General features: G+C 48.1%; 17 protein-coding genes. 15 read left to right on the forward strand and 2 right to left on the reverse strand.

Annotation, left to right across the window (positions count from 1 at the left end; all coding sequences use genetic code 11):
- The first annotated feature begins 3 nt into the window (after positions 1 to 3).
- Positions 4 to 1,362, forward strand: a complete 1,359-nt coding sequence (locus FGT79_RS00735) for a hypothetical protein (protein ID WP_138750886.1) — start codon at positions 4 to 6, stop codon at positions 1,360 to 1,362.
- Between the two features lie 176 nt (positions 1,363 to 1,538).
- On the opposite strand, the gene FGT79_RS00740 is transcribed toward FGT79_RS00735, so the two are convergent.
- Positions 1,539 to 2,429, reverse strand: a complete 891-nt coding sequence (locus tag FGT79_RS00740) for a LysR family transcriptional regulator (RefSeq protein ID WP_138750887.1) — start codon at positions 2,427 to 2,429, stop codon at positions 1,539 to 1,541.
- 186 nt (positions 2,430 to 2,615) lie between these two features.
- Here FGT79_RS00740 and FGT79_RS00745 point away from each other — a divergent pair, with 186 nt between their 5' ends.
- From FGT79_RS00745 to FGT79_RS00770, 6 genes are all read left to right on the forward strand, one after another.
- Complete coding sequence (locus tag FGT79_RS00745; RefSeq protein WP_246096061.1) at positions 2,616 to 3,842, forward strand: aminotransferase-like domain-containing protein; 1,227 nt, start codon at positions 2,616 to 2,618, stop codon at positions 3,840 to 3,842.
- Positions 3,843 to 3,949: 107 nt separating this feature from the next.
- Positions 3,950 to 5,050 (forward strand): ABC transporter substrate-binding protein, encoded by a 1,101-nt coding sequence (locus tag FGT79_RS00750; protein WP_138750888.1) that lies wholly within the window; start codon positions 3,950 to 3,952, stop codon positions 5,048 to 5,050.
- A 22-nt stretch (positions 5,051 to 5,072) separates the two neighbouring features.
- Positions 5,073 to 6,428, forward strand: coding sequence for an LLM class flavin-dependent oxidoreductase (locus tag FGT79_RS00755; protein ID WP_138750889.1), 1,356 nt, complete (start codon positions 5,073 to 5,075; stop codon positions 6,426 to 6,428).
- On the forward strand, positions 6,425 to 7,774 hold the full coding sequence (locus tag FGT79_RS00760; protein WP_138750890.1) for an LLM class flavin-dependent oxidoreductase: 1,350 nt from the start codon (positions 6,425 to 6,427) through the stop codon (positions 7,772 to 7,774). The genes FGT79_RS00755 and FGT79_RS00760 overlap by 4 nt, the downstream gene beginning before the upstream one ends.
- Positions 7,771 to 8,541 (forward strand): ABC transporter ATP-binding protein, encoded by a 771-nt coding sequence (locus FGT79_RS00765; RefSeq protein ID WP_138750891.1) that lies wholly within the window; start codon positions 7,771 to 7,773, stop codon positions 8,539 to 8,541. The genes FGT79_RS00760 and FGT79_RS00765 overlap by 4 nt, the downstream gene beginning before the upstream one ends.
- 45 nt (positions 8,542 to 8,586) lie before the next feature.
- The gene (locus FGT79_RS00770) at positions 8,587 to 9,351 is read left to right on the forward strand and encodes an ABC transporter permease (RefSeq protein ID WP_246096063.1); all 765 of its coding nucleotides are present in this window, start codon (positions 8,587 to 8,589) and stop codon (positions 9,349 to 9,351) included.
- 183 nt (positions 9,352 to 9,534) lie between these two features.
- Here the strand turns inward: FGT79_RS00770 and FGT79_RS00775 are convergent, their stop codons facing one another.
- On the reverse strand, positions 9,535 to 10,908 hold the full coding sequence (locus FGT79_RS00775) for an amidase (RefSeq protein ID WP_171056029.1): 1,374 nt from the start codon (positions 10,906 to 10,908) through the stop codon (positions 9,535 to 9,537).
- A gap of 334 nt (positions 10,909 to 11,242) precedes the next feature.
- Here FGT79_RS00775 and FGT79_RS00780 point away from each other — a divergent pair, with 334 nt between their 5' ends.
- The 8 genes from FGT79_RS00780 (at position 11,243) to FGT79_RS00815 (ending at position 19,986) form a co-directional block, all read left to right on the forward strand.
- Positions 11,243 to 12,337, forward strand: a complete 1,095-nt coding sequence (locus tag FGT79_RS00780; RefSeq protein WP_138750894.1) for a dienelactone hydrolase family protein — start codon at positions 11,243 to 11,245, stop codon at positions 12,335 to 12,337.
- Positions 12,321 to 13,196 (forward strand): AraC family transcriptional regulator, encoded by an 876-nt coding sequence (locus FGT79_RS00785; protein WP_138750895.1) that lies wholly within the window; start codon positions 12,321 to 12,323, stop codon positions 13,194 to 13,196. Before FGT79_RS00780 ends, FGT79_RS00785 begins: the two co-directional genes overlap by 17 nt.
- A gap of 192 nt (positions 13,197 to 13,388) precedes the next feature.
- Entirely contained in the window at positions 13,389 to 14,222 is an 834-nt protein-coding gene (locus tag FGT79_RS00790) for a sugar phosphate isomerase/epimerase family protein (protein WP_138750896.1), read from the forward strand.
- Complete coding sequence (locus FGT79_RS00795) at positions 14,212 to 15,249, forward strand: Gfo/Idh/MocA family protein (RefSeq protein ID WP_138750897.1); 1,038 nt, start codon at positions 14,212 to 14,214, stop codon at positions 15,247 to 15,249. The genes FGT79_RS00790 and FGT79_RS00795 overlap by 11 nt, the downstream gene beginning before the upstream one ends.
- A complete protein-coding gene (locus FGT79_RS00800; RefSeq protein ID WP_138750898.1) occupies positions 15,246 to 17,519 on the forward strand; it encodes an FAD-dependent oxidoreductase in 2,274 nt (757 codons plus the stop codon). The genes FGT79_RS00795 and FGT79_RS00800 overlap by 4 nt, the downstream gene beginning before the upstream one ends.
- Before the next feature lie 128 nt (positions 17,520 to 17,647).
- Positions 17,648 to 18,478 carry a transporter substrate-binding domain-containing protein gene (locus tag FGT79_RS00805; protein WP_138750899.1) on the forward strand — a complete coding sequence of 277 codons (831 nt, stop codon included), beginning with the start codon at positions 17,648 to 17,650 and terminating at the stop codon, positions 18,476 to 18,478.
- Between the two features lie 21 nt (positions 18,479 to 18,499).
- Positions 18,500 to 19,177, forward strand: coding sequence for an amino acid ABC transporter permease (locus FGT79_RS00810; protein WP_138750900.1), 678 nt, complete (start codon positions 18,500 to 18,502; stop codon positions 19,175 to 19,177).
- A gap of 29 nt (positions 19,178 to 19,206) precedes the next feature.
- On the forward strand, positions 19,207 to 19,986 hold the full coding sequence (locus tag FGT79_RS00815; protein WP_138750901.1) for an amino acid ABC transporter ATP-binding protein: 780 nt from the start codon (positions 19,207 to 19,209) through the stop codon (positions 19,984 to 19,986).
- Positions 19,987 to 20,023: the final 37 nt, after the last annotated feature.

Consider the following 20,023-nt stretch of genomic DNA (forward strand, 5'->3'; position numbering starts at 1 on the left):
TAGATGACACCTGCAGTTAAGACGGCCATTGATCGGATACTTATATTCACCATTGCTGCCGTTTATATTGCTTTACAGCTTACTCAGCTTGAACCGTTGGTCTATTTACTGGGAGGCTTGGTGTTTGCTGCAATCTTCTTGCTGATTCCGAAGCTTAAAGGAATGACCTTATGGCTGACGATATTTTTCATAGCTGCCGGAGTTGTTCTTCTATTGCTTCAGAAAGCAAATGCTAGAATATGGTTCGAGTCAGCAGGGATAAATGTGACCATTGTTACCTTATTCCTATTCGCTCCTTTGTTCGGGATTCCGGTTCGTCTTCCCGAATACGTCGAGGCTTTGAAGCGATTCTATGAAGTGAACCTGCGAAGCAAGACTGCTTTATTTCTTGGAACGCAGCTTCTTACTCAAATCATGGGTGTGTTTATCAATGTGGGATCAATACCAGTTGTTTATCAAATGGTATTTGTAAAACCACAGCAAGGTATGCAAGGGCTGCTTGCTAATGCGCTGAATAGGGGCTTTGCGGGGGCAATTCTTTGGTCCCCGTATTTTGCTGCGATGACGCTTGTGACCGCAGCGCTGGGTTTGTCATGGTCGGCTGTGTTGCCTTATATGCTCGGATTGGCCGTTTTAAGTCTAGTGATAAGCTTGGCGGCCGATTATCGTGAATTACTTCAAGTGAAGCCGAAGGAAGCTAAACAGCCGGTGGAAACAAAAGAAAGAGCGGTATTTCCTGTTGGACTCGGCATTTATTTAGTTTCTGCTATTGTTGCGATTTTAGCCATGGAACGTATGATCGAACTGCCGATGGTCTTGTTAATCTGTCTGGCTGCGTTAGCCTTCCCACTGATATGGTGCTTTGCGAAAAGGGAAATGACCATATATAAAGAAGGCTTCAAGAACCATGTTACGGTCACTTTACCTGCACTGCAGAAAGAAATCACGCTGTTTCTAGCAGCGGGTTTCTTCAGCGGTTCAATCGGCATAACGAATCTCGGATCGATGGTTCCAAGCCTGATTGAGCATGTCCCATTGCCGATAGCGTTCACATTTTCGATCGTAACTGTGGCATTGATTGCAGGATCGTCATTTATTGGGCTCCATCCGATTGTGCCGGTAACTATTCTTGCAGGAAGTATTGTACCTATGAGCGTTGGGATAAGCCCTGTCTATTTCGCAGTGCTGCTGCTTGGAAGCTGGGCTTTGTCCAATCCCATATCGCCGGCTTCGGCAGTAAACAATTTGCTGGCTGGTCTACTTAAGAAATCGGTATTCGAGGTTGCCAAACCGAACTACAAATATGCAGTCTTCATGGCGATTGGATTGCTCATTTATTTGATGTTTGTGGTGAGATTTTAGGAGTATGATATGGAATCCATATATCGAATGCATAGCCTGTTTTAGCTATGGTGCTCATCATAGGTAGGAACCACCCTGATGGGTGGTTTTTTCTATTATTTAGGAAATTATGCAAAACTCAAAACGATAGTTGTAAGCACAGATGCGTTCATTTACTGCGGTTTCTGCTCAATCACTCAAGCGTTTAGCCGGATGAATTGCGGAATATGCATGTTCAACTCTTTGAGAAAAGCTTCAGAGGAAGGTGACAGTTTTTTCTTCGCATGCAGCCAATAGAACTCAACGATATGCTCTTCCTGAAGCGGAATGGGGACTATGTTGCCAGTCATGACATAGGGGTCATTTTTCAAGGAAATATCCAGATAGAAGCCGATGCCAAGTCCCTCGCTAATCACCCGTTTGGATACCTCAGAGTGCTTGGAATGAAACATTTCTCGAATCGGACCGTAACTTTGAAGCTCCTCTTTAATATGCTCAGAAGTACCGATAATCGCATGCTCTCTAATCTCTTCCATAGTCAAACTTTTCTTGGCAGCGAGCGGAGATTTGCCTCCTACACAAGCCATAATTCGGCATTTCAGAAAGTTTTCTGCCACTAGATTTTTGAATGGCATTTCCTCAGGCGTTCCAATTAGTCCCAAGTCCCATTCGCCTGCGAACAGCCGTTCTTCAATCTCAGCAGGGTGACTCTCCATAATTTGCAGTTCTACAAAAGGGTAGCGTTCTGAATAGTTGGTCAGTAGTTTGGGCAGAAAGCTTGTACAAGCACCGAATGTTGCCCCTATTACCAGCCGCTCATTAATGAGTGCACTGTTCAATCTTGCTGCTTCTGCGAACTGATCCCATTTCATCAATATATCCTCTGCCATCTGAATGAGATTATGACCTGCGGGAGTCGGACGAGTTCCCGAACGCGTACGGGTGAAAATAGCGAGACCGATTTCATTCTCTAATGCGGATATGGAGTTGCTGATGTTGGGTTGTGATAAATGTAGCTTCTCCGCGGCTAAAGTAATGGAACCGCTTTGGGCGACCTCGACTAAATATCGTAATTGTTCAATACGCATATGCGGGCTCCTTTTCCATTCATAATCTGTAGTTATGGAAACATTGTTTTTTTATATTATACATTCTAATTCGCAATGTGTAATACTTCAACTATCAAATACTTAATATCCTATCGGAAATTACGAAATTACGTACAGGACAGTATCTGTTAACCAAATATAGCGGTATTTATCGAAAGGTTGTGAATGAGCGTAATGGTAGACAAACTTACTCCTTTTGTTTATGCAAGCAGAGTTCCGCAGACGGCTCCGATGGGGGCTGCGCAGGCAACGAGTCGAGCGGATGTCATTCCACTTTCCTATGGATCTCCCGTATCGGATTCGTTTCCTTATGAAGCGCTCCAGCTTGCAGCATCAGAAGCCATTATGTCGCAAGGAAATGAAGCACTGCAGTATACGGGAGCGGATGGTCCGGCTGTTGTTCGAAAGTGGATATCCGAGCGCTCAGCACTGCGAGGAATTGAAACGAAACCTGAAACGGTACTCGTCACTTACGGATCAGGACAAGCCATTGACTTCGCTTGCCGAGCAATATTAGAGCCAGGAGATCATGTTTGGGTTGAATCTCCAACCTTCTTCGGCGCACTGAATACATTCCGCTCCAGTGAAGCGGTGCTCACCGCCTTCCCGATTGATGCTGAAGGTTTGCGCGTCGACCTTGTAGAGGAAGCGCTTATAGCAGCGGATCATGCAGGCAAGCCATTGCCGAAGCTGCTTTATTGCATTCCGAATTATCATAATCCAGGCGGGGTCAGCTTATCCGTTGACCGTCGTAAGCGGCTCGCGGAGCTGGCACAAACGTATAACTTCTTTATTCTTGAGGATGACGCTTATTCGGAGCTGAATTTCGAGGAGGAGTATTTGCCGGCCGTCTACACGTTTGCTCCGCAAAGAACGATTTATCTAGGAACCTTCTCGAAGACAATTGCACCGGGCATTCGAGTGGGCTGGGCAATAGCATCTGCTGAGGCAATAAGTAAGCTCGGTTCTTTCTTCCACGGCAGCCGTGCCAGCGTCTTCACTCAGCAAATCGTTGCCAATTTACTGCGAAGCTATTCGCTTGCCGAGCATATTAAGCAGCTGGTCGAGCGCTACCGTAAACAGCGTGACTGCATGCTTGCATCACTGGACAATTATTTTGGAGATGCGGTGGAATATACCATTCCCCAGGGAGGCTTCTTCGTCTGGCTGCGTTTCAAAGAAGAAGTAGATACAAGTGAACTCGTCAAATTCGCTGCTGAGCGCGGTGTAAGTTTTATTGACGGCAGACAGTTTTATTTGACGCCTGATGAAGGCAAGCACGAAGCACGATTATCGTTTAGCTATTGTGAATCGGAGTCGCTGGAGTTAGGCGTTGCAAGATTAGCAGAAGCGTATATCGCCTATTTGGCTGAACGAAATCAACGTTCATAGGTGGTCTTGCTTCCGAGAGCGATTGTTATGGTGAGTGAAATGAAAGTTGAAGGATAACCAATCATATAACAGGTGACACCAAGCACACTGTTCAGGAGGAATTATTAATGAAGAACAAAAGATCCACAATATGGAGTGTTTTATTAATTGCAGTTTTTGTACTGGTATTGAGTGCATGCGGAAACAAACAAGAAGCAGCATCAGGCAATAAGTCTGCTACTGATACGCCTGCAGCAGCAACTGAAACTCCCGCTGAATCTGAGCAGCCTGCACAGCCAGATCCTGAAAAATATAAAGGTGTAGTTGTTAATCTAGAAGGAAGCCAAGTTGGTCCAATGATTATTGCAAAAGAAAAAGGTTGGTTCGCTGAAGAAATTGGGAAGTACGGCGCAACTGTAGAATTCCAAACACTGGCAAGCGCATCGCAATATAACGAATCGCTGGCTGCTGGACGTCTGGACATCGTTCGTACAGGTTATATCGGCACGATTACAGCACAAGCGGCTGGTATTTCGTTCAAGTCACTTGCAGAAGGAAGCAGTGGTGCACCAGATGCTATTCTTGTGCCAGAAGCAAGCAGCATTAAATCCATTCAAGACTTGAAAGGCAAGACAATTGCGGTTGCCAAAGGAAGCAGCTCATGGGGCTTGCTGCAGCATGCGCTGAAAAAAGAAGGTATTTCGCCGGACGAGGTTAAGCTTGTTAACCTTCAACCGGGAGACGCGCAAGCTGCTTATCAAGGTGGCCAGGTTGATGCATGGGTTATTTTCGAACCGTACCGCAGTCAGCAAACAAGCTCAGGTGAATCAAGAATTATCGCAGAAGCGAGCACGCTTGGTATTTTCACACCGGGCTATGTCATTGCTCGTACTGAATTCGCAGAGAAATACCCTGAGCTGGTAGAAGCTTTCTTGAAAGCTTACCAGAAAGCGATTGATTGGCAGATGGCGAATTTGGATGAAGCCGTTGCTCTTAACGCCAAAATCAAAAATGTAAGTGAAGATACGATTCGTGCTTCGATGGCGAACCCTAGCTCTGTGCCGACCAATCTTCCGGTATCAGAGGAAGCGACTAAATTCCAGCAGCAAACTGCTGATTTCATGTTCGAGCTTGGTGAAATCAAGCAAAAGATTGATGTATCAACCGTCATTGATAATTCTTATCTTGAAAAAACGTTGGAGGATTTGAAGGCAGAATCGAATAAATAATAATGGATGGAAGTGTAACGAAATGAAGCAGTTGAATGAGCAAATGAATCTTGGAGCCTTTGTGTTCACGTTCGGTCATCACTTTGCAGCATGGCGTCATCCGGATACGGATACGAATGAAGTGATCAGCTTGGATTACTATCGGGAGGTTGCTGCAAGTGCGGAGCGCGGTAAGCTGGATATGCTTTTCCTAGCTGATTCTGGCTCTATACCACTGAGTGATGCGGAATCAAGCGCTCGCTTCGTATACCCAGAATCAACAGCGGTTCTTGGTGCATTTGCAGCGATGACGACGAAAATAGGACTGGCTGCTACCGTATCTACGACTTTCAATGATCCGTATAATGTTGCCAGACGTTTCTCGACACTCGATCATCTGAGTAAGGGACGCGCTGCATGGAACGTCGTTACATCGACTAAAGAGGGCGATGCGCTCAACTACAGCATGGAGAAGCTTCCGGAACATGGATTGCGGTATGAGAGAGCAAAGGAGTTCTTGGACGTTGCGAATGCTCTTTGGGATAGCTGGGAAGATGATGCGCTAATGTGGGATAAGCAAGACGGTATATTTGCTGATAAGGAGAAGGTACATCTGCTTTCGCACAGCGGTAAAGCATTCTCTGTGCTGGGGCCGCTTAATATACCGCGGTCCCCGCAAGGGCGTCCCGTCATTATTCAAGCGGGTACATCGCCAGCTGGGTCGAGGTTTGCGGCAAGCGGAGCAGATGTCGTCTTCACGGCATGTGAGGATAAGGAAGAAGCAATCAGCTTCTATAAGCATGTGAAGGGGTTGCTGCCTGAGTTCGGTAGGGAAGCAGGCGACGTTAAAATTATGCCTGGGCTTATGTTTTTCGTTGGTGCCACGGAAGCGGAAGCGAAAGCGAATGAAGAGCAATTCTATGATCTAATCATGCCGACTGCAGGTGTCACATATTTGTCGAGGATGCTGAATACGGATCTATCGGGCTGCTCGCTTGACGAGGAACTGCCGGAGATTGAGCTTGAAGGCAACACAAGCCGGGCGAAGCTTATTGTAGAAATGGCGCGTAAGACGAAACAGACCGTTCGTGAGCTTGGTATGCATTACGCCGTTGCGAGAGGCCATATGAAAGTGACAGGTACTCCTGAACAAATTGCTGATGTGATGGAGGACTGGTTCCGCAGCGGCGCTTGTGATGGCTTCAACATTATGCCGCCGTTATTGCCAGGCGGGATGGCCGAGTTTGTAGATCAAGTTATTCCGGTGCTCCAGCGTAGAGGGTTGTTTCGCACGGAGTATACAGGTAACACATTAAGAGAGCATCTTGGACTTAAACGGCCGAACAGCCAATTCGCGGCAGGCGAAACTCGCAGTATGCAGGAAGAGGTGACCAAATGAGTGCGAAAGACAAACAGTTGAAGCTCGGATTGTTTATCCAAAGTACAGGTCATCACGCTGCCGCTTGGCGTCATCCGGAATCAGCAACGGGACAAAGCCATAATGTGAAATATTATCAACAGCTTGCCAAAGATGCGGAGCGGGGGAAGTTTGATCTGATCTTCCTAGCCGATGATCTGGCTGTCCCGCTTCCATTCAAATCGGCGTTAACTGATCGTTATGGTAAACTAGAGCCATTGACGCTGCTTTCCAACTTGGCTGCAGTTACGGAACATATTGGACTGGCAGCAACGATGTCCACTACGTTTAACGAACCTTTCCACGCAGCTCGCAAATTCGCCTCGCTAGATCATATTAGCAACGGACGTGCTGCATGGAATGTTGTGACATCGGCGCTTAATGATGAAGCTTTCAACTTTGGGCAAGAGAAAATTCTGGATCATGAATTGCGATATGACCGAGCAGACGAGTTTGTCCAAGTAGTCAAGGGATTATGGGATAGCTGGGATGAGGATGCCGTAGGCGCTAACAAGGAAACCGGTCAATATTTCGATGCAGATAAGGTTCATGTTCTTAATCATAAAGGTCCATTCTTCTCCGTACGGGGACCGCTGAACGTTGCTCGTCCTGTACAAGGGCGCCCTGTCCTCATACAAGCAGGATCATCTGAAACTGGCCAACAGTTTGCTTCAAAGAATGCCGATATCGTATTTACGGTGCAGAATGATCTCGAAAAAGCGAAGCATTATTATTCGCAAGTCAAACAAAAAGCCGAGTCTCAAGGACGATCAGCTGATGATATTAAAATTATGCCAGGTCTATTCCCGATCATTGCAGACACCATCGAGGAAGCAGAGGCGAATTACCAGCAGCTGCAGGATCTGGTTAACCGCCATATTGGTACTGCACTATTAGGAGGCGTATTTGATAATATCGATTTGTCGGGCTATGCGGATGATGAGCTGTTCCCTGAACTACAGGATGCACAGGGTACGCGCAGCCGTTTCCAGTTGGTGATGGAGACAGCACGCAGGGAAGGCCTAACCGTACGTGAAGTATATTTGCGGTTTGCATCGGCACGCGGCCACTTAACGGTCATTGGTACAGCTGAACAAATCGCTGACTTGATGGAGCTATGGCTGCGTGAAGAGGCTGCAGATGGCTTTAATATTATGCCGCCATATATGCCAGGTGGATTGAATGATTTTGTGGACAAGGTTATTCCAATTTTGCAGCAGCGCGGCTTATTCCGGACGGAGTATAAGGGTCATACGCTGCGAGATCATCTGGGACTTTCCCGTCCTGCGAGCAGGTACGAAAAGGTCGCGAATGGAGCAGAAGGATGAGTACTACAGGAAAGCTGGAGTTGTTATCCGTAAACAAAAGCTTTGTGGGAGCTGAAACGAATCATGTGCTAGCCGATATCGATTTGAATATCAGTCCTGGGCAGTTTGTTACGATCATTGGACCCAGCGGCTGCGGCAAAAGCACCTTGCTCAAAATTGTAGCCGGATTAGATCAAGATTATACAGGCTCCGTCTTCATAAATGACCAAGAAGTTAGTGATCCGAGCCGCGATAAAGGATTTATTTTTCAAGAGCATCGACTATTTCCATGGTTAACCGTTGAGCAGAATATTGCAGCGGATCTGTCACTTCGCAGCAGCGAGGTGCGTCAGAAGGTAGATGAAATGATCGCGTTAGTGCGGCTTGACGGATATGAGAAAGCATACCCCAAGCAGTTGTCGGGTGGTATGTCCCAGCGGGTGGCGATTGCTCGTGCACTTATGCGCAGCCCGCAGGTACTGCTGCTGGATGAACCGTTCGGCGCATTGGATGCATTCACACGTACGCATATGCAGGAGGCGCTTCTGGATATTTGGCGAACGAATAGAACGACGATGATGCTTGTCACGCATGATTTGGACGAGGCCGTTTTTTTATCGGAGAAAATTGTTGTCATGGATGCTAGGCCGGGACGGGTGAAACAAACAATCGTGAATGATCTGCCGTATCCTCGAACGCGGTACGGAGCAGGGTTTCAAGAATTACGCAGCCTTGTGCTGAGAGCACTGGAGCAGCCAGGGGAAACGGATGAAAGCTGGACAATTTGATGTTGTCCAGAAGAGATCCGCATGGTGAGCAGACGAGGAGACATTATGAAGATATCAAAAAAATGGTGGAAAGGGGCCATTATTCCGGTCACTGTACTGCTATTGTGGCAGTTGGCTTCCTTCACAGGTGCAGCTGACCCTAAGTTGTTTCCGGCGCCTAGCTCAATTTTTGGAGATTTTTACAGCATGCTCTTGTCAGGAGAGCTATACTATCATATCCGAATCAGCATCGTGCGCGCCGCACTTGGGTTTTTACTGGGAGGTTCATTGGGACTTCTTATTGGCCTGTTAGTCGGGATGTACGTGAAGGTGGAGGAGTTCGTCGATCCAACCGTGCAAATGCTGCGTACAGTGCCGCTGCTGGCCATCACACCGTTATTTATATTATGGTTTGGCTTTGGCGAGCTGTCCAAGGTACTGCTCATTGCGATGGGAGCGTTCTTTCCACTTTATTTGAACACATTTCTTGGCGTTCGAAATGTGGATAAGAAGCTGTATGATGTGGCGCGAGTGCTTGAGTTCAGTCGCTTCAAGCAGATAACCAAGCTGATGCTGCCTGGGGCTCTGCCCAATATACTATTAGGACTGCGACTTTCACTTAGCGTAGCATGGCTATGTCTAGTAGTAGCAGAGCTTATGGGAGCCGATAGCGGAGTTGGTTTTCTGATCCAAGATGCGCGTTCTTATGTACGAACTGGTGCTGTGTTTGTCGGTATTTTCATATTTGCTGCCGTTGGCAAGCTGGCGGATTCGGTTGTACGGTTACTTGAGAGGAAATGGCTGCGTTGGCAGGACAATTATCGAGGGTAACGGATTGAACGAAGCTAATGGAATGTAAGCTTCTCGACAGGCATATTAGAATAGCAAGTCATAAAGCAAATAACCACGTCCACTGGATGTGGTTATTTGCTTTATTAGTCGCATTATGCAGATGGAAGTGAAAAGAAACGAGGACGATGCACATCGTCAGCAAATATTGAAAAAGGTGAAGAGTTAAGGAAGCAGCCATAGCTTCTCCCTATCGAGTATTTGTTCAATGAAGACGCCGGCAGCCAGCACTTTCCAATCCGCTCCTTGCAAGCCGGTTATTTGCAAGCCGATTGGCATACCATCATGTGACAAACCAATAGGAAGAGAGAGTGCAGGAAGTCCCCAAAGATTAGCTAGAGGCGTGAATTCCCCATTAGCGGGGCGATTGGGCTTAACGTCATGAATGGGTCCGGCCGTGACGGGGCAAGTAGGCGTAATAAGTACATCGATCTCACCAAAAAGCTGTTCAATCAAGCTGTATGATGCATCACGCCAGGTTAGGCATTGTTTGTAATCTGTTTCAGCGATAGCTTGTCCGATCCGAAGGTTGTTCTGTAACGGATCGCTATAGCCACTCGCCCAATCCAGCAAGAGATTGCTGTGTGTGGAGAAAGCTTCATAATGGAGGATTGCCCATGTCTGATCTTTGATTTGTTGAATGGGCAGTTCGTCATGAAGCCATTGGGTGATAGCGCCGTGTTTCTCAAGGGTATGGACGACTTTCAATACAGCTTCGCAAATTTCCGGTTCAGTCATCGATTTCAAATAAGCGAGGGGAACGCCAACCCTCGGAAGCGTGTTAGCATGCTGCTGAAGCGATTTATGGTCAGACTCTTTTTGGGTTTTGTAGGTTGCCGAAGTTGCCAAATCTAATTCGCCGAATAGGAGCGAAGCATCCTCGCAGCTGTTAGTGATGATGCCCGCATGATCCAGCGAAGGAGCAAGCGGAGTCACTCCTGCCAAGCTGAGGCGATTAATGCTAGGTTTGAATCCAACGACCCCGCAAAAACTGGATGGAACCCGGATTGACCCTGCAGAATCGGTACCGATAGAGCCGAGAGCGAATTGGGCAGCAACGCCAGCGGCAGAGCCTGAACTGGAGCCGCCAGGCAATCGACTTGAATGATAGGGATTGAGTACCGAACCATATTCGGGGTGATGCTTGCCATAGGCAAATTCTTGCAGATGAGATTTCCCTATTATAATAGCACCTGCTTCGAGAAGCTGCTGCACGATATAAGCATGTGTACTCGGTATGTAAGGGGGCGTGCGTCCTGATCCGTTCGTCATGGGGATACCTGCGTAGGCAATCATATCTTTGACTGATAGGGATATGCCGTGCAGTGGTCCGCGATCTAGTCCGCTCTTCAGTTCCTGCTCGGACTGCCGCGCTTGCATCAGTGCTTCTTCCTTCATAATAGTAATAAATGTACGATAGCTCGTATCGTCATATTCAATTTGCTGTAGATGTAAGTTCAGCAATGAAGAAGGGGTCAAGCTGCCATCTCGAAACGCTCGCCCCGCGCTGGCTATAGTCCAAGGAAAATTACGATTCATTCGGAAACACTCCCTTCTGCATACAAGCATAATCGATCAAAGAGATAAAGTGTTGAGTAAAAGTTGGATTATGTTGCGAACATTGTTCTAGTTTGTTTATAGATATAACTATATTGCTGTCATTTGATATCCAACTTTACAACTGGGATAACTCATACTATGATAGCAGAAAAGCAGCGACAATCCTGCTGTTATCCATAATTAATTCCGAATAGTAGATCAGCAATATGATTTGGATCGATGTTCATTGATGCTGTCATTAGCACAATTAAGTACAATTAATAGGTTAACGTATTCCATTAGAACATGAATTTATGATGAGAGAGGCGATTGGATGAGTAACGGCTCACCGAATTCATTTATTGATACGTTGTACAAAAATAAGCTGGAGCAGGCGCGAAAGTTACTGGATGTCTTCGACGATTCTGAAAGGCAGCGTCGCAGAGAAAGACTGGCACAAATTGTTCGCATTCCGTCTTCTCGCATTCGTTCACAACCCAGCAAGGAATCTGAATTTGGTCTGCCTTCTTCGTCTCAGATCAATAGGATTGATTGCGGAGACTACGTGAGAGAACAAATTGAGATTGAGACTCGTGACGGGCTGCGAATGCCGACCTATGTACTGCTTCCCAAAACATCGACTGCCGATAATCCAGTACCAGCGGTGTTGGCGCTGCACGGCCACGGTTATGGCAGCCGAGAGCTGGTTGGTCTTACTCCGGAAGGACAGGTCGAGCCGGAAGGTACAGGGATTCACAAGCATTTCGCATTGTCACTGGTAAAGCGTGGCTTGGCTGTGATCGTGCCGGAATTGCTCGGCTTTGGGGATAGGAGGCTGATAGAGGACAGTCAATTGGATAAATCCCCTAAGGATAAGGGAAACTCCTCCTGCTATAAGTTATCTTCTTACTTGATTCATCTCGGAGAAACGCTTGCCGGTGTTCGTACTCTGGAAACATTGATAGCTACGGATTATGCGCTAGCGAGGCCGGAGATTCGGAGTGGCAGCATCGGCGTTATGGGCTTGTCTGGCGGAGCTTTTGTCGCATATTTGGCAGGAGCGTTGGATGAGAGGATTACAGCGGTCGTGCTTAGCGGTTATTCGAACACCTATGAAGACAGCTACTTTTTCTCCCGTCAGCATTGCTTGTGTGATTACATTCCAGGAATTGTTGAGTTAGGAGATATGCCGGACTTGATTGGGTTGATTGCTCCTCGCTCTCTCTATCTGGAGGTCGGGCGCAAGGATTATCTCTTTCCGGTGGAAGGGGCGATCAAAGCATCTGAAGGATTGGAAAGGTATTATGAAAAGCTTGGCGCGAAGGAAAGATTTGTAGTGGACGTATTCGAAGGCGGACATGAAATTAGCGGCATCCATTCCTTTGATTGGCTGTATAAGGAGCTGACTCGCAATGAGTCGCCTTGTTAATCCGGTACCGGAGCTAGTCGAGCAGAATTTCCTGTTTTTTAATAGGCTTGAAACGCGAGAGGGTCACTTGGAAATCGTTAACGCTCACCAAGGCATTGAGATCGTGCTTGTACTCGAAGGACACGGTCAGCTTATTTTGGATCAGAAGGTACATGCTGTAGGTCCCGGCACGCTTGTTTTCATTCAGCCCTTCCAGCTTCACCACTTTAAGATGAAGCCGCCTTATGTGCGTACACCAATCGTATTCGATCCCTATTTGTTCGATCGTTATGCTGCGTTGTTCCCGACCTTACATGCGTTTTTTCAACGAATATGGAAAGGGAAGCTGGAGCGCCAATTGTTCTCGTTGACGGAGGAGGAGATATTGTACTTTGATGCGCTGTCCGAACAATTCGAGCAGCGGCTGTCAGGCGTGCCTAAACATGAGCGTCAGGAGGAGCTGCTTCTGTTTCTGATCGACTTCATGCGAGCGCTGCGCAAAATGTACGAAAAAGCTTCCAAGTACGAACAGGCTGAGGTTGTTGACAAACGCGAGGGTCGGCATATTGAACATATGATGAGCTGGATAGAGGAGCATTATCAAGAGGAATTTTCATTGGAGAAGCTGGCGGAAAGCCTGCATGTCTCGCCTTTTTACGCTTCTCATCTATTCAGTGAGGAAACGGGCTGTACGCTCAGCCAATACATTATTGCCCGGAGGCTTCGGGAGTCCTGCTTGCTGCTGACGGTAACCGACCGCCCTGTCGTACAAATCGGCATGCAGACAGGTTTCAATAGCAGTGCGTATTTCTGTAAGACATTCAAGAAGAAGATGGGGCTATCACCACAAGCATTCCGCAAGCGTTCACGGCAGGTTTAATTGATGAATAGTGAAAGGATACATCGGTGGTTATAGTGGCGATATGCTGCTCAGTACCGGTGATTTCACTATGCGCAAAATGTGTATGATCCTTCTATTTACAATGAATATGGCGTAATAAGAAGGCTCGCAATGGCATGAGCAGACTGGCGAAAGTCGGTTTCTTAAAGCGCACAAAGAGGAGGCAATGGTATGAAATACGCATTTAACACCGCTTCTGCTCCGCAGCTAAATCTGACGGAGCTGCTGGCTGTGGCACGAAAATATGGTTATGGAGGTTTAGAAATTCGCAGTGGCGCGGGTCATTCGCATGGCATTGAAGTGACAGTCAGTGGAGAAATGCGCGCAGCATTTAAGCACGAAGCGGCTGAAAGTGGCATCGTATTGACAGCCCTGGGCATCTCCTCGCGATTTACAACGGCTGTGGATGCCGAACAGCAAATCGCTGCTGCAGCTGAGGCAATTACGCTTGCTAGTGATGTAGGTATCCCATTTGTACGATTGTTCTGCGGGCGAATTGTGGAAGAAGACTCACGAGAGGTTGCAATGAGCAGAGTAGTCACCGCACTTGACCGACTTGCGCCGCTTGCTGAAGTGGGCGGAGTTGTGCTGCTTCTCGAAACGCATGATGACTGGTCCGCGCCGCAAACACTTGCAGAGCTGCTGCGACGTACAGCACAATCGAATCTTGGTGTGTTATGGGATGTGCTGCATACGCAACATGAGGGTGGTGCGTCTCCAGCAGAAGTGGTGCAGTTAATCGGGCCGTGGATTAAGCATGTGCATGTGCACGACGGAGTTGCTGGCTCGAAGCGCGAGAACGGGCATCCACACTATCGAGCCATCGGGAGCGGTGATATCGTTCACGCGGAAGTTATTCATTCCTTGCAAGGAATCGGATTTGCAGGCTATTTGAGCGGGGAATGGTTCCAATGGGAGCCCTATGACATTCATTTGCCTAGGGAGCTTGATGCCCTAAAACAGGCAGAGCGATTAGCGAAGGAGTGGGGAGAAAATGCCATTTAAAATTTGTGTTGTCGGCTGCGGCAGTATTGCTTGGCGCGGGCATGGACCAGCCTACCGGCGGTATGCTGCGGAGCGTACGGACACGGAGCTTGCCGCCTGTGTAGATACCGATCTGAACAAGGCTGGCGCGTTCGCAAAGGAATTCGGGTTTGCTCGCACGTATTCCCGAGTAGACGAAGCGCTGGCGAGTGAGCGCCCTGACGTTGTATGCCTATTGGTGCCAGCCCCGCATATCGCATTGCTGGCGATTTCTATCCTTGAGCAGGGATATCCCTTGCTGCTGGAGAAGCCGCCAGGTGTGTCGAAGGATGAAGCGGAACGAATTGCTGATGCTGCACAGCAGCCTGACGGGAGCGAGCTTCCTAATCGGGTAGCGTTCAATAGGCGGTACATGCCGCTCGTCATACAGGCACGAGGCCAATTGAATGAATGGAGTGCTGATGGCAAGATTCATCATATTGCTTACGACATTAGCAGAGTTGGGCGGACAGACGATGAGGATGCTTCGGTGACGATCATTCACGGTATAGATGCGCTGCGTGAGTTGACGGGCTCCGATTACAGAGAAGTTCGTATGCAGTATAAGAGACTTCCCCATCTTGGAGCAGACGTGACCAACGTTGCACTTGAAGGTGAATTTTTGTCTGGGGTAACGTTCAGCCTGAACTATTATCCGGCAGCTGGGGCGGTATATGAGCGTGCGCAGATTTCTGGAGAAGGTGTTTCATTGCGAATGAAGCTTCCTTTCTGGACATCGCATGATTCGCCTGGAAGTTTAGAACTGTGGTCGAACAATGAGTGTACAGCTAATTGGAAGGGTGAAGCTGTTGCAGGTAGCGATGAGGCTTATATCATAAATGGCTTTTATGAGGAGAACGCCGGTTTCTTTGACGATATTCGTGCTGGCAGGAAGCCAGTCGGCGGGATAGCTTCTGCCATTCAAACGGTTGAAGTGGCAGAAGCTGTCTATCGAAGGGCAGCTCAATATGTTGGAACAATGAATGCTGGGATTGGAGAAAAAAGATGAGCAGTAAATGGGAGTCTTATGATGTTGTCGTAATTGGAGGCGGGTTGGCTGGCCTTAGCGCAGCAGTAGCAGCGGCGCGAGAGGGGGCCACAACTGTGCTGCTGCAGGATCGCCCTGTGCTTGGCGGCAACAGCTCGTCAGAAATTCGCGTTACACCACATGGGGCGGGTCGATTCCATGCGTATGCACGCGAAACAGGTATCCTTACCGAGCTTACTTGCGATGATCGAGCGAATAATCATGAGCAGTTTCACAACAATGGCTGGATAAACAGCGTTTGGGATATGACATTGTATAACTTGGCTGTACAGACCGAAAATTTGACTGTTTATTTGAACACAACCGTTCAGCAAGTGCACAAGGATGATGAGAGGCAGATCACAGCTGTAACTGGGCATATGCTTGGTGCTGAGACAGATCTGTGTATTAAAGGCAGGGTCTTTATCGACTGTACCGGTGATGGCATGATTGCGGCACTAGCGGGTAACGAATGGCGGATGGGCTCTGAGGGGCGCGATGAATTCGGCGAGTCGCATGCACCGGAGACGGCAAGCAACGATACGATGGGGAGTTCTATCCATTTTCGAGCGAGGGATACTGGTCTGCCGGCTCCTTATCGTGCTCCCGCTTGGGCTGTTTCCTATGACGATCCGGCCTTTTTCTATGAGCATAATCGAAAGCCTTATGATATTCGGGCAGGCTATTGGTGGTTCGAGCTTGGGACGCCCTGGCATACCATTCATGACGCGGAGACTATTCGACATGAGCTTACACGTCATGTTCTTGGTGTGTGGGATTGGATTAAGAATAAGGACCCCCTGACGCGAGACAAAGCAGAGAATTATGCACTTGACTGGATCGGTCAAGTGCCAGGCAAAAGGGAAAGCCGTCGCATTATCGGACGTTATCTCATGACCGAAAACGATGTGCAGCAGGGAAAACAATTCTCAGATGAAGTTGCCTTCGGGGGTTGGTACTTGGATTTGCATATCCCAGGCGGGCTGCTTGCATCGACGAGCGAGCTGCCTGGAGCAGGAGAGTTTATTAGTCCTTATGGCATTCCGCTGCGTATTCTGATTGCGAAGGACATCGACAATCTGATGATGGCAGGCCGCAACGTCAGTGTAACGCATGCTGCGCTTGGTACTGTTCGCGTCATGTCGACGACCGCAATCATGGGACAAGCAGCAGGTACGACAGCAGCTATCGCGCTGTGGAAGGGAATAGCTATTCCAGATATGCCTGATTTAGCGATTACCGACGTGCAGCAAACGCTTCTGCGCAGGGGCTGCTTTCTGCCGAATGTGATAAACACTGATCCGTTAGATCTCGCACGTATAGCTGAGGCTACCGCTAGCAGTGAAGATCTTTTGCAAGCTGTGGAGCCAAGTGATGAAGCTGACTCGTTAATGATCAGACGCAGCCAATGGGTACCAGTGAGTGTTCCGTTAGAGCGGATTAAGATGTGGATATCTAATTCCTCGGATCAGATACAGTCGTTCCAGGCGGAATTACATCGTTCGGAGCATATATGGGATTATACGGTGAACGGAAGTATGAATAGGGCAGTGGACGAGACAGGTTCTACTCATGTGGCGGGTCCTCTAGCGTCTGCTCGGCTGGAAGTTCCCGCTGCCTATATTGGCTGGGTGGAATGGGAGTTACTAACGGAAGAGTTCTTCAATGATGCCTTTCCGACTGATGGATATATCCGTCTTGACCTATTCGGGGCAGAGGAACTATCTTGGCATCGCGCAGCAAGTCTGTATCAGGCGCTGCCATCAGCAAGTGAATTGGACCCTGGCCGACTGCGCAGCCATGAGGATGGGAGAACGATGAGCTTGAGTGTCTTTCCGCCTCAAGCGGTGTTCGGAGCAGCAAGGACGATCAGCGGCGCGTCGAGGCCGCATCGGGCGACTAACTTGTGGCGTTCAGCGAGAGTGGAGTGCTTGCCGCAGTCACTTGAGCTGCAATGGAGCAAACCGCAGCAGATAGGGACTGTTGAATTCACTTTTCCAGGTCATTTGCTGCAGGATCTTAATCGCTATCCCGCCTTTTTCCGCGAGCCCGACTGTCCACGAGATTACAGTATCGAAGCGTGGGATGGTGAAGGTTGGAAGGTTGTCATGAACATAACGGATAATTATCAGCGACATGTCTCCCATAAACTGTCCGAAAAGGTGCTGACAGCGCGAATCCGAGTCGTTATTCATGCGACTAATGGGGGAGCGGAAGCATCTATTTATGAGATTCGCTGCTACGAGATATAACTGTATTGTGAACTAATACGAGAAGATTGGTATTCTTCTAAAACCGACTATACAGATAGAATAACTATGTAATATGATGTGGTCATGCGAGAGGCCGCGCAAGATTAAATAGCCAAGGAGCGATTGAAATGTTGAAAACAAAAAAAATAACTTTGATTACCGTATTGATTCTAATGTTAATCGTGTCGGGATGCTCGAACAATAATTCGAACGAAGCAGGAGGCTCGTCTGCAACCCATTCACCGGCTGCTGCACAGACTTCGCTGGATGAGCTGAAAGAGAAAGGCGAGTTCGTCATTGCTACTACCGGTACTTATCCGCCATATGCCTTTCATGAGGAAAGCAATGATCGTCCGCTGACAGGGTTTGATATCGAACTTCTTACGGAAGTATGGAATCGTGTAGAGGGTGTGAAGCCATCGTTCAAGGAAGCGGAGTGGGATGGGATGCTCGCTGGTCTAGACGCAGGGCGCTTCGACACCATCCACCAAATCGGAGTAACGGATGAACGCAAAGAGAAATATGATTTTACCGATCCATATTTGGTCTCCTATCCGACGCTGATCGTACTGGACGAGACTAAGGACATCAACAGCTTTGAGGACTTGAAGGGTAAAAAAGTATACGGCTCTAATACGAGTATTTACGGTAAATTGGCTGAATCCTATGGGGCTGTGCTTGTTCCGGAGGGCGAAAGTTTAGAGCTTCTAAAAAATAAGCGAGTGGACGCTATCATCTTTAACAATTTGTATTTTCTTGAACTCAAGAAGAGTCGTACTGATTTGAATCTGAGAGCAGCAGACGAGGCGGACACAGAGGAGCTTGTTGCGCTGCCACTTGTTAAGGGCGGAGACGGAACTGTGATTGTGGCTTTCAACGAGGCGCTGAAAAGTGTGCAGGCGGATGGTACTTATGAGAAGCTTTCGGTCAAATGGTTCGGAGAAAATGTACTGAAATAAGATGGAGAAAGGAGCAACGACATGAGTCAGGAGCGCGCGGAAAGATTGTGGGAAATTTTCCTCCACTCGCTGTGGCCGCTGCTGCAGGGAATGCTTAAATATACGATACCACTGTCCATAATTTCGTTTGGACTCTCGTTGATTTTTGCCTTACTGATCGCATTAGCGGGCTTGTCTCATCAACCCTATTTGCGATTGCCTTCACGGTTTTATGTGTGGATTGTACGTGGAACGCCGATACTCGTTCAGTTATTCATTATCTTCTATGGATTGCCGAGTTTAGGTATCGTGCTTCCTGCCTTTCCCACGGTCGTCATTGCTCTTACCGTATCTGAAGCTGCCTATTGCTCCGAAATTATGCGATCGACGATTAAGTCGCTGCCACAGGGGCAATGGAAAGCAGGATATTCTCTTGGGATGTCACCCTTCCAAGTGCTAAGGCGAGTTATTCTGCCACAAGCGGCACGGATCAGTATCCCGCCGCTCGGCAGCCAGTTTATCAGCTTGTTCAAGACATCATCACTTGCTGCACTCGTTACCTTGCCGGATTTGTTTGGCGTAGCCAAGCAAATTGCTGCGTCTACGTTCGAGCCGATGCTGCTCTATATTGTGGCTGCCGGATACTATCTGGCAATCTGCTCTGTACTCACGGTACTGCAGCATCGACTGGAGAACAAATTCGGAAGATATTCTCTTTAGTTAAATGGAAGGAGAAGGAGGAGGCGCTCATGTTAAAGATCTCAGAGCTTCATAAAAGCTTCGGACAGACGGAGGTGCTCAGAGGCATCGACTTGCATGTCGCCAAGGGACAGACAACGATCGTAATCGGTCCTTCCGGATCAGGGAAATCAACTCTGCTCAATTGTCTGAACTTGCTGGAAATTCCTGAAGCCGGTACGATCGAGCTGGACGGATTGCGAATGACATTCGGGGAAGGCGAGAATAAGCGGATTCGTGAACTGATCAGTTACCGGCAAAAAACGGGCATGGTGTTTCAAAGCCATCATTTGTTCCCCCATCGTACAGCGCTGGAAAACGTAATCGAAGGACTAGTCGTTGTTAAACGATGGAATCGGATTGATGCCACAAAGCGCGGTAAAGCACTGCTGGAAAAGGTCGGTTTAGGCGAGTTCATAGATCGTTTTCCCGCGCAGCTATCAGGAGGACAACAGCAGCGGGTCGGCATTGCACGCGCTCTTGCAATGGAGCCTGCCATCTTATTGTTCGATGAGCCGACGTCAGCGCTCGATCCCGAATTGGTAGGAGAGGTGCTGCTCGTCATGAAGGAGCTGACCCGTGAAGGCATGACGCTAGTCGTGGCGACACATGAGATGAAATTTGCCAGAGAGGTCGGGGATCGTGTCATCTTTATGGAAAAAGGAGTCATTTCTGATGATGGGAATCCGAATTATATTTTTGGTGAAAGCCGCAACGAGCGAGTAAGGCAGTTTTTAAGCCGCTTTGAAACAGGCAACGAGTTAGCTTCTACTCGGATCTCTGCAAATTGATCGTTTATCCGGCAAGTGTACTACTCAGCATTAAATA

The organism is Paenibacillus sinopodophylli (assembly GCF_005930355.1).
Lineage (GTDB): Bacteria > Bacillota > Bacilli > Paenibacillales > Paenibacillaceae > Pristimantibacillus > Pristimantibacillus sinopodophylli.

Coding starts and splice junctions, on each gene's coding strand:
- FGT79_RS00800 (WP_138750898.1), top strand. CDS start 15,246: ATGAGCAGTAAATGGGAGTCTTATGATGTTGTCGTAATTGGAGGCGGG.
- FGT79_RS00735 (WP_138750886.1), top strand. CDS start 4: ATGACACCTGCAGTTAAGACGGCCATTGATCGGATACTTATATTCACC.
- FGT79_RS00815 (WP_138750901.1), top strand. CDS start 19,207: ATGTTAAAGATCTCAGAGCTTCATAAAAGCTTCGGACAGACGGAGGTG.
- FGT79_RS00780 (WP_138750894.1), top strand. CDS start 11,243: ATGAGTAACGGCTCACCGAATTCATTTATTGATACGTTGTACAAAAAT.
- FGT79_RS00770 (WP_246096063.1), top strand. CDS start 8,587: ATGAAGATATCAAAAAAATGGTGGAAAGGGGCCATTATTCCGGTCACT.
- FGT79_RS00755 (WP_138750889.1), top strand. CDS start 5,073: ATGAAGCAGTTGAATGAGCAAATGAATCTTGGAGCCTTTGTGTTCACG.
- FGT79_RS00740 (WP_138750887.1), bottom strand. CDS start 2,429: ATGCGTATTGAACAATTACGATATTTAGTCGAGGTCGCCCAAAGCGGT.
- FGT79_RS00805 (WP_138750899.1), top strand. CDS start 17,648: ATGTTGAAAACAAAAAAAATAACTTTGATTACCGTATTGATTCTAATG.
- FGT79_RS00765 (WP_138750891.1), top strand. CDS start 7,771: ATGAGTACTACAGGAAAGCTGGAGTTGTTATCCGTAAACAAAAGCTTT.
- FGT79_RS00810 (WP_138750900.1), top strand. CDS start 18,500: ATGAGTCAGGAGCGCGCGGAAAGATTGTGGGAAATTTTCCTCCACTCG.
- FGT79_RS00795 (WP_138750897.1), top strand. CDS start 14,212: ATGCCATTTAAAATTTGTGTTGTCGGCTGCGGCAGTATTGCTTGGCGC.
- FGT79_RS00745 (WP_246096061.1), top strand. CDS start 2,616: ATGAGCGTAATGGTAGACAAACTTACTCCTTTTGTTTATGCAAGCAGA.
- FGT79_RS00785 (WP_138750895.1), top strand. CDS start 12,321: ATGAGTCGCCTTGTTAATCCGGTACCGGAGCTAGTCGAGCAGAATTTC.
- FGT79_RS00775 (WP_171056029.1), bottom strand. CDS start 10,908: ATGAATCGTAATTTTCCTTGGACTATAGCCAGCGCGGGGCGAGCGTTT.
- FGT79_RS00750 (WP_138750888.1), top strand. CDS start 3,950: ATGAAGAACAAAAGATCCACAATATGGAGTGTTTTATTAATTGCAGTT.
- FGT79_RS00760 (WP_138750890.1), top strand. CDS start 6,425: ATGAGTGCGAAAGACAAACAGTTGAAGCTCGGATTGTTTATCCAAAGT.
- FGT79_RS00790 (WP_138750896.1), top strand. CDS start 13,389: ATGAAATACGCATTTAACACCGCTTCTGCTCCGCAGCTAAATCTGACG.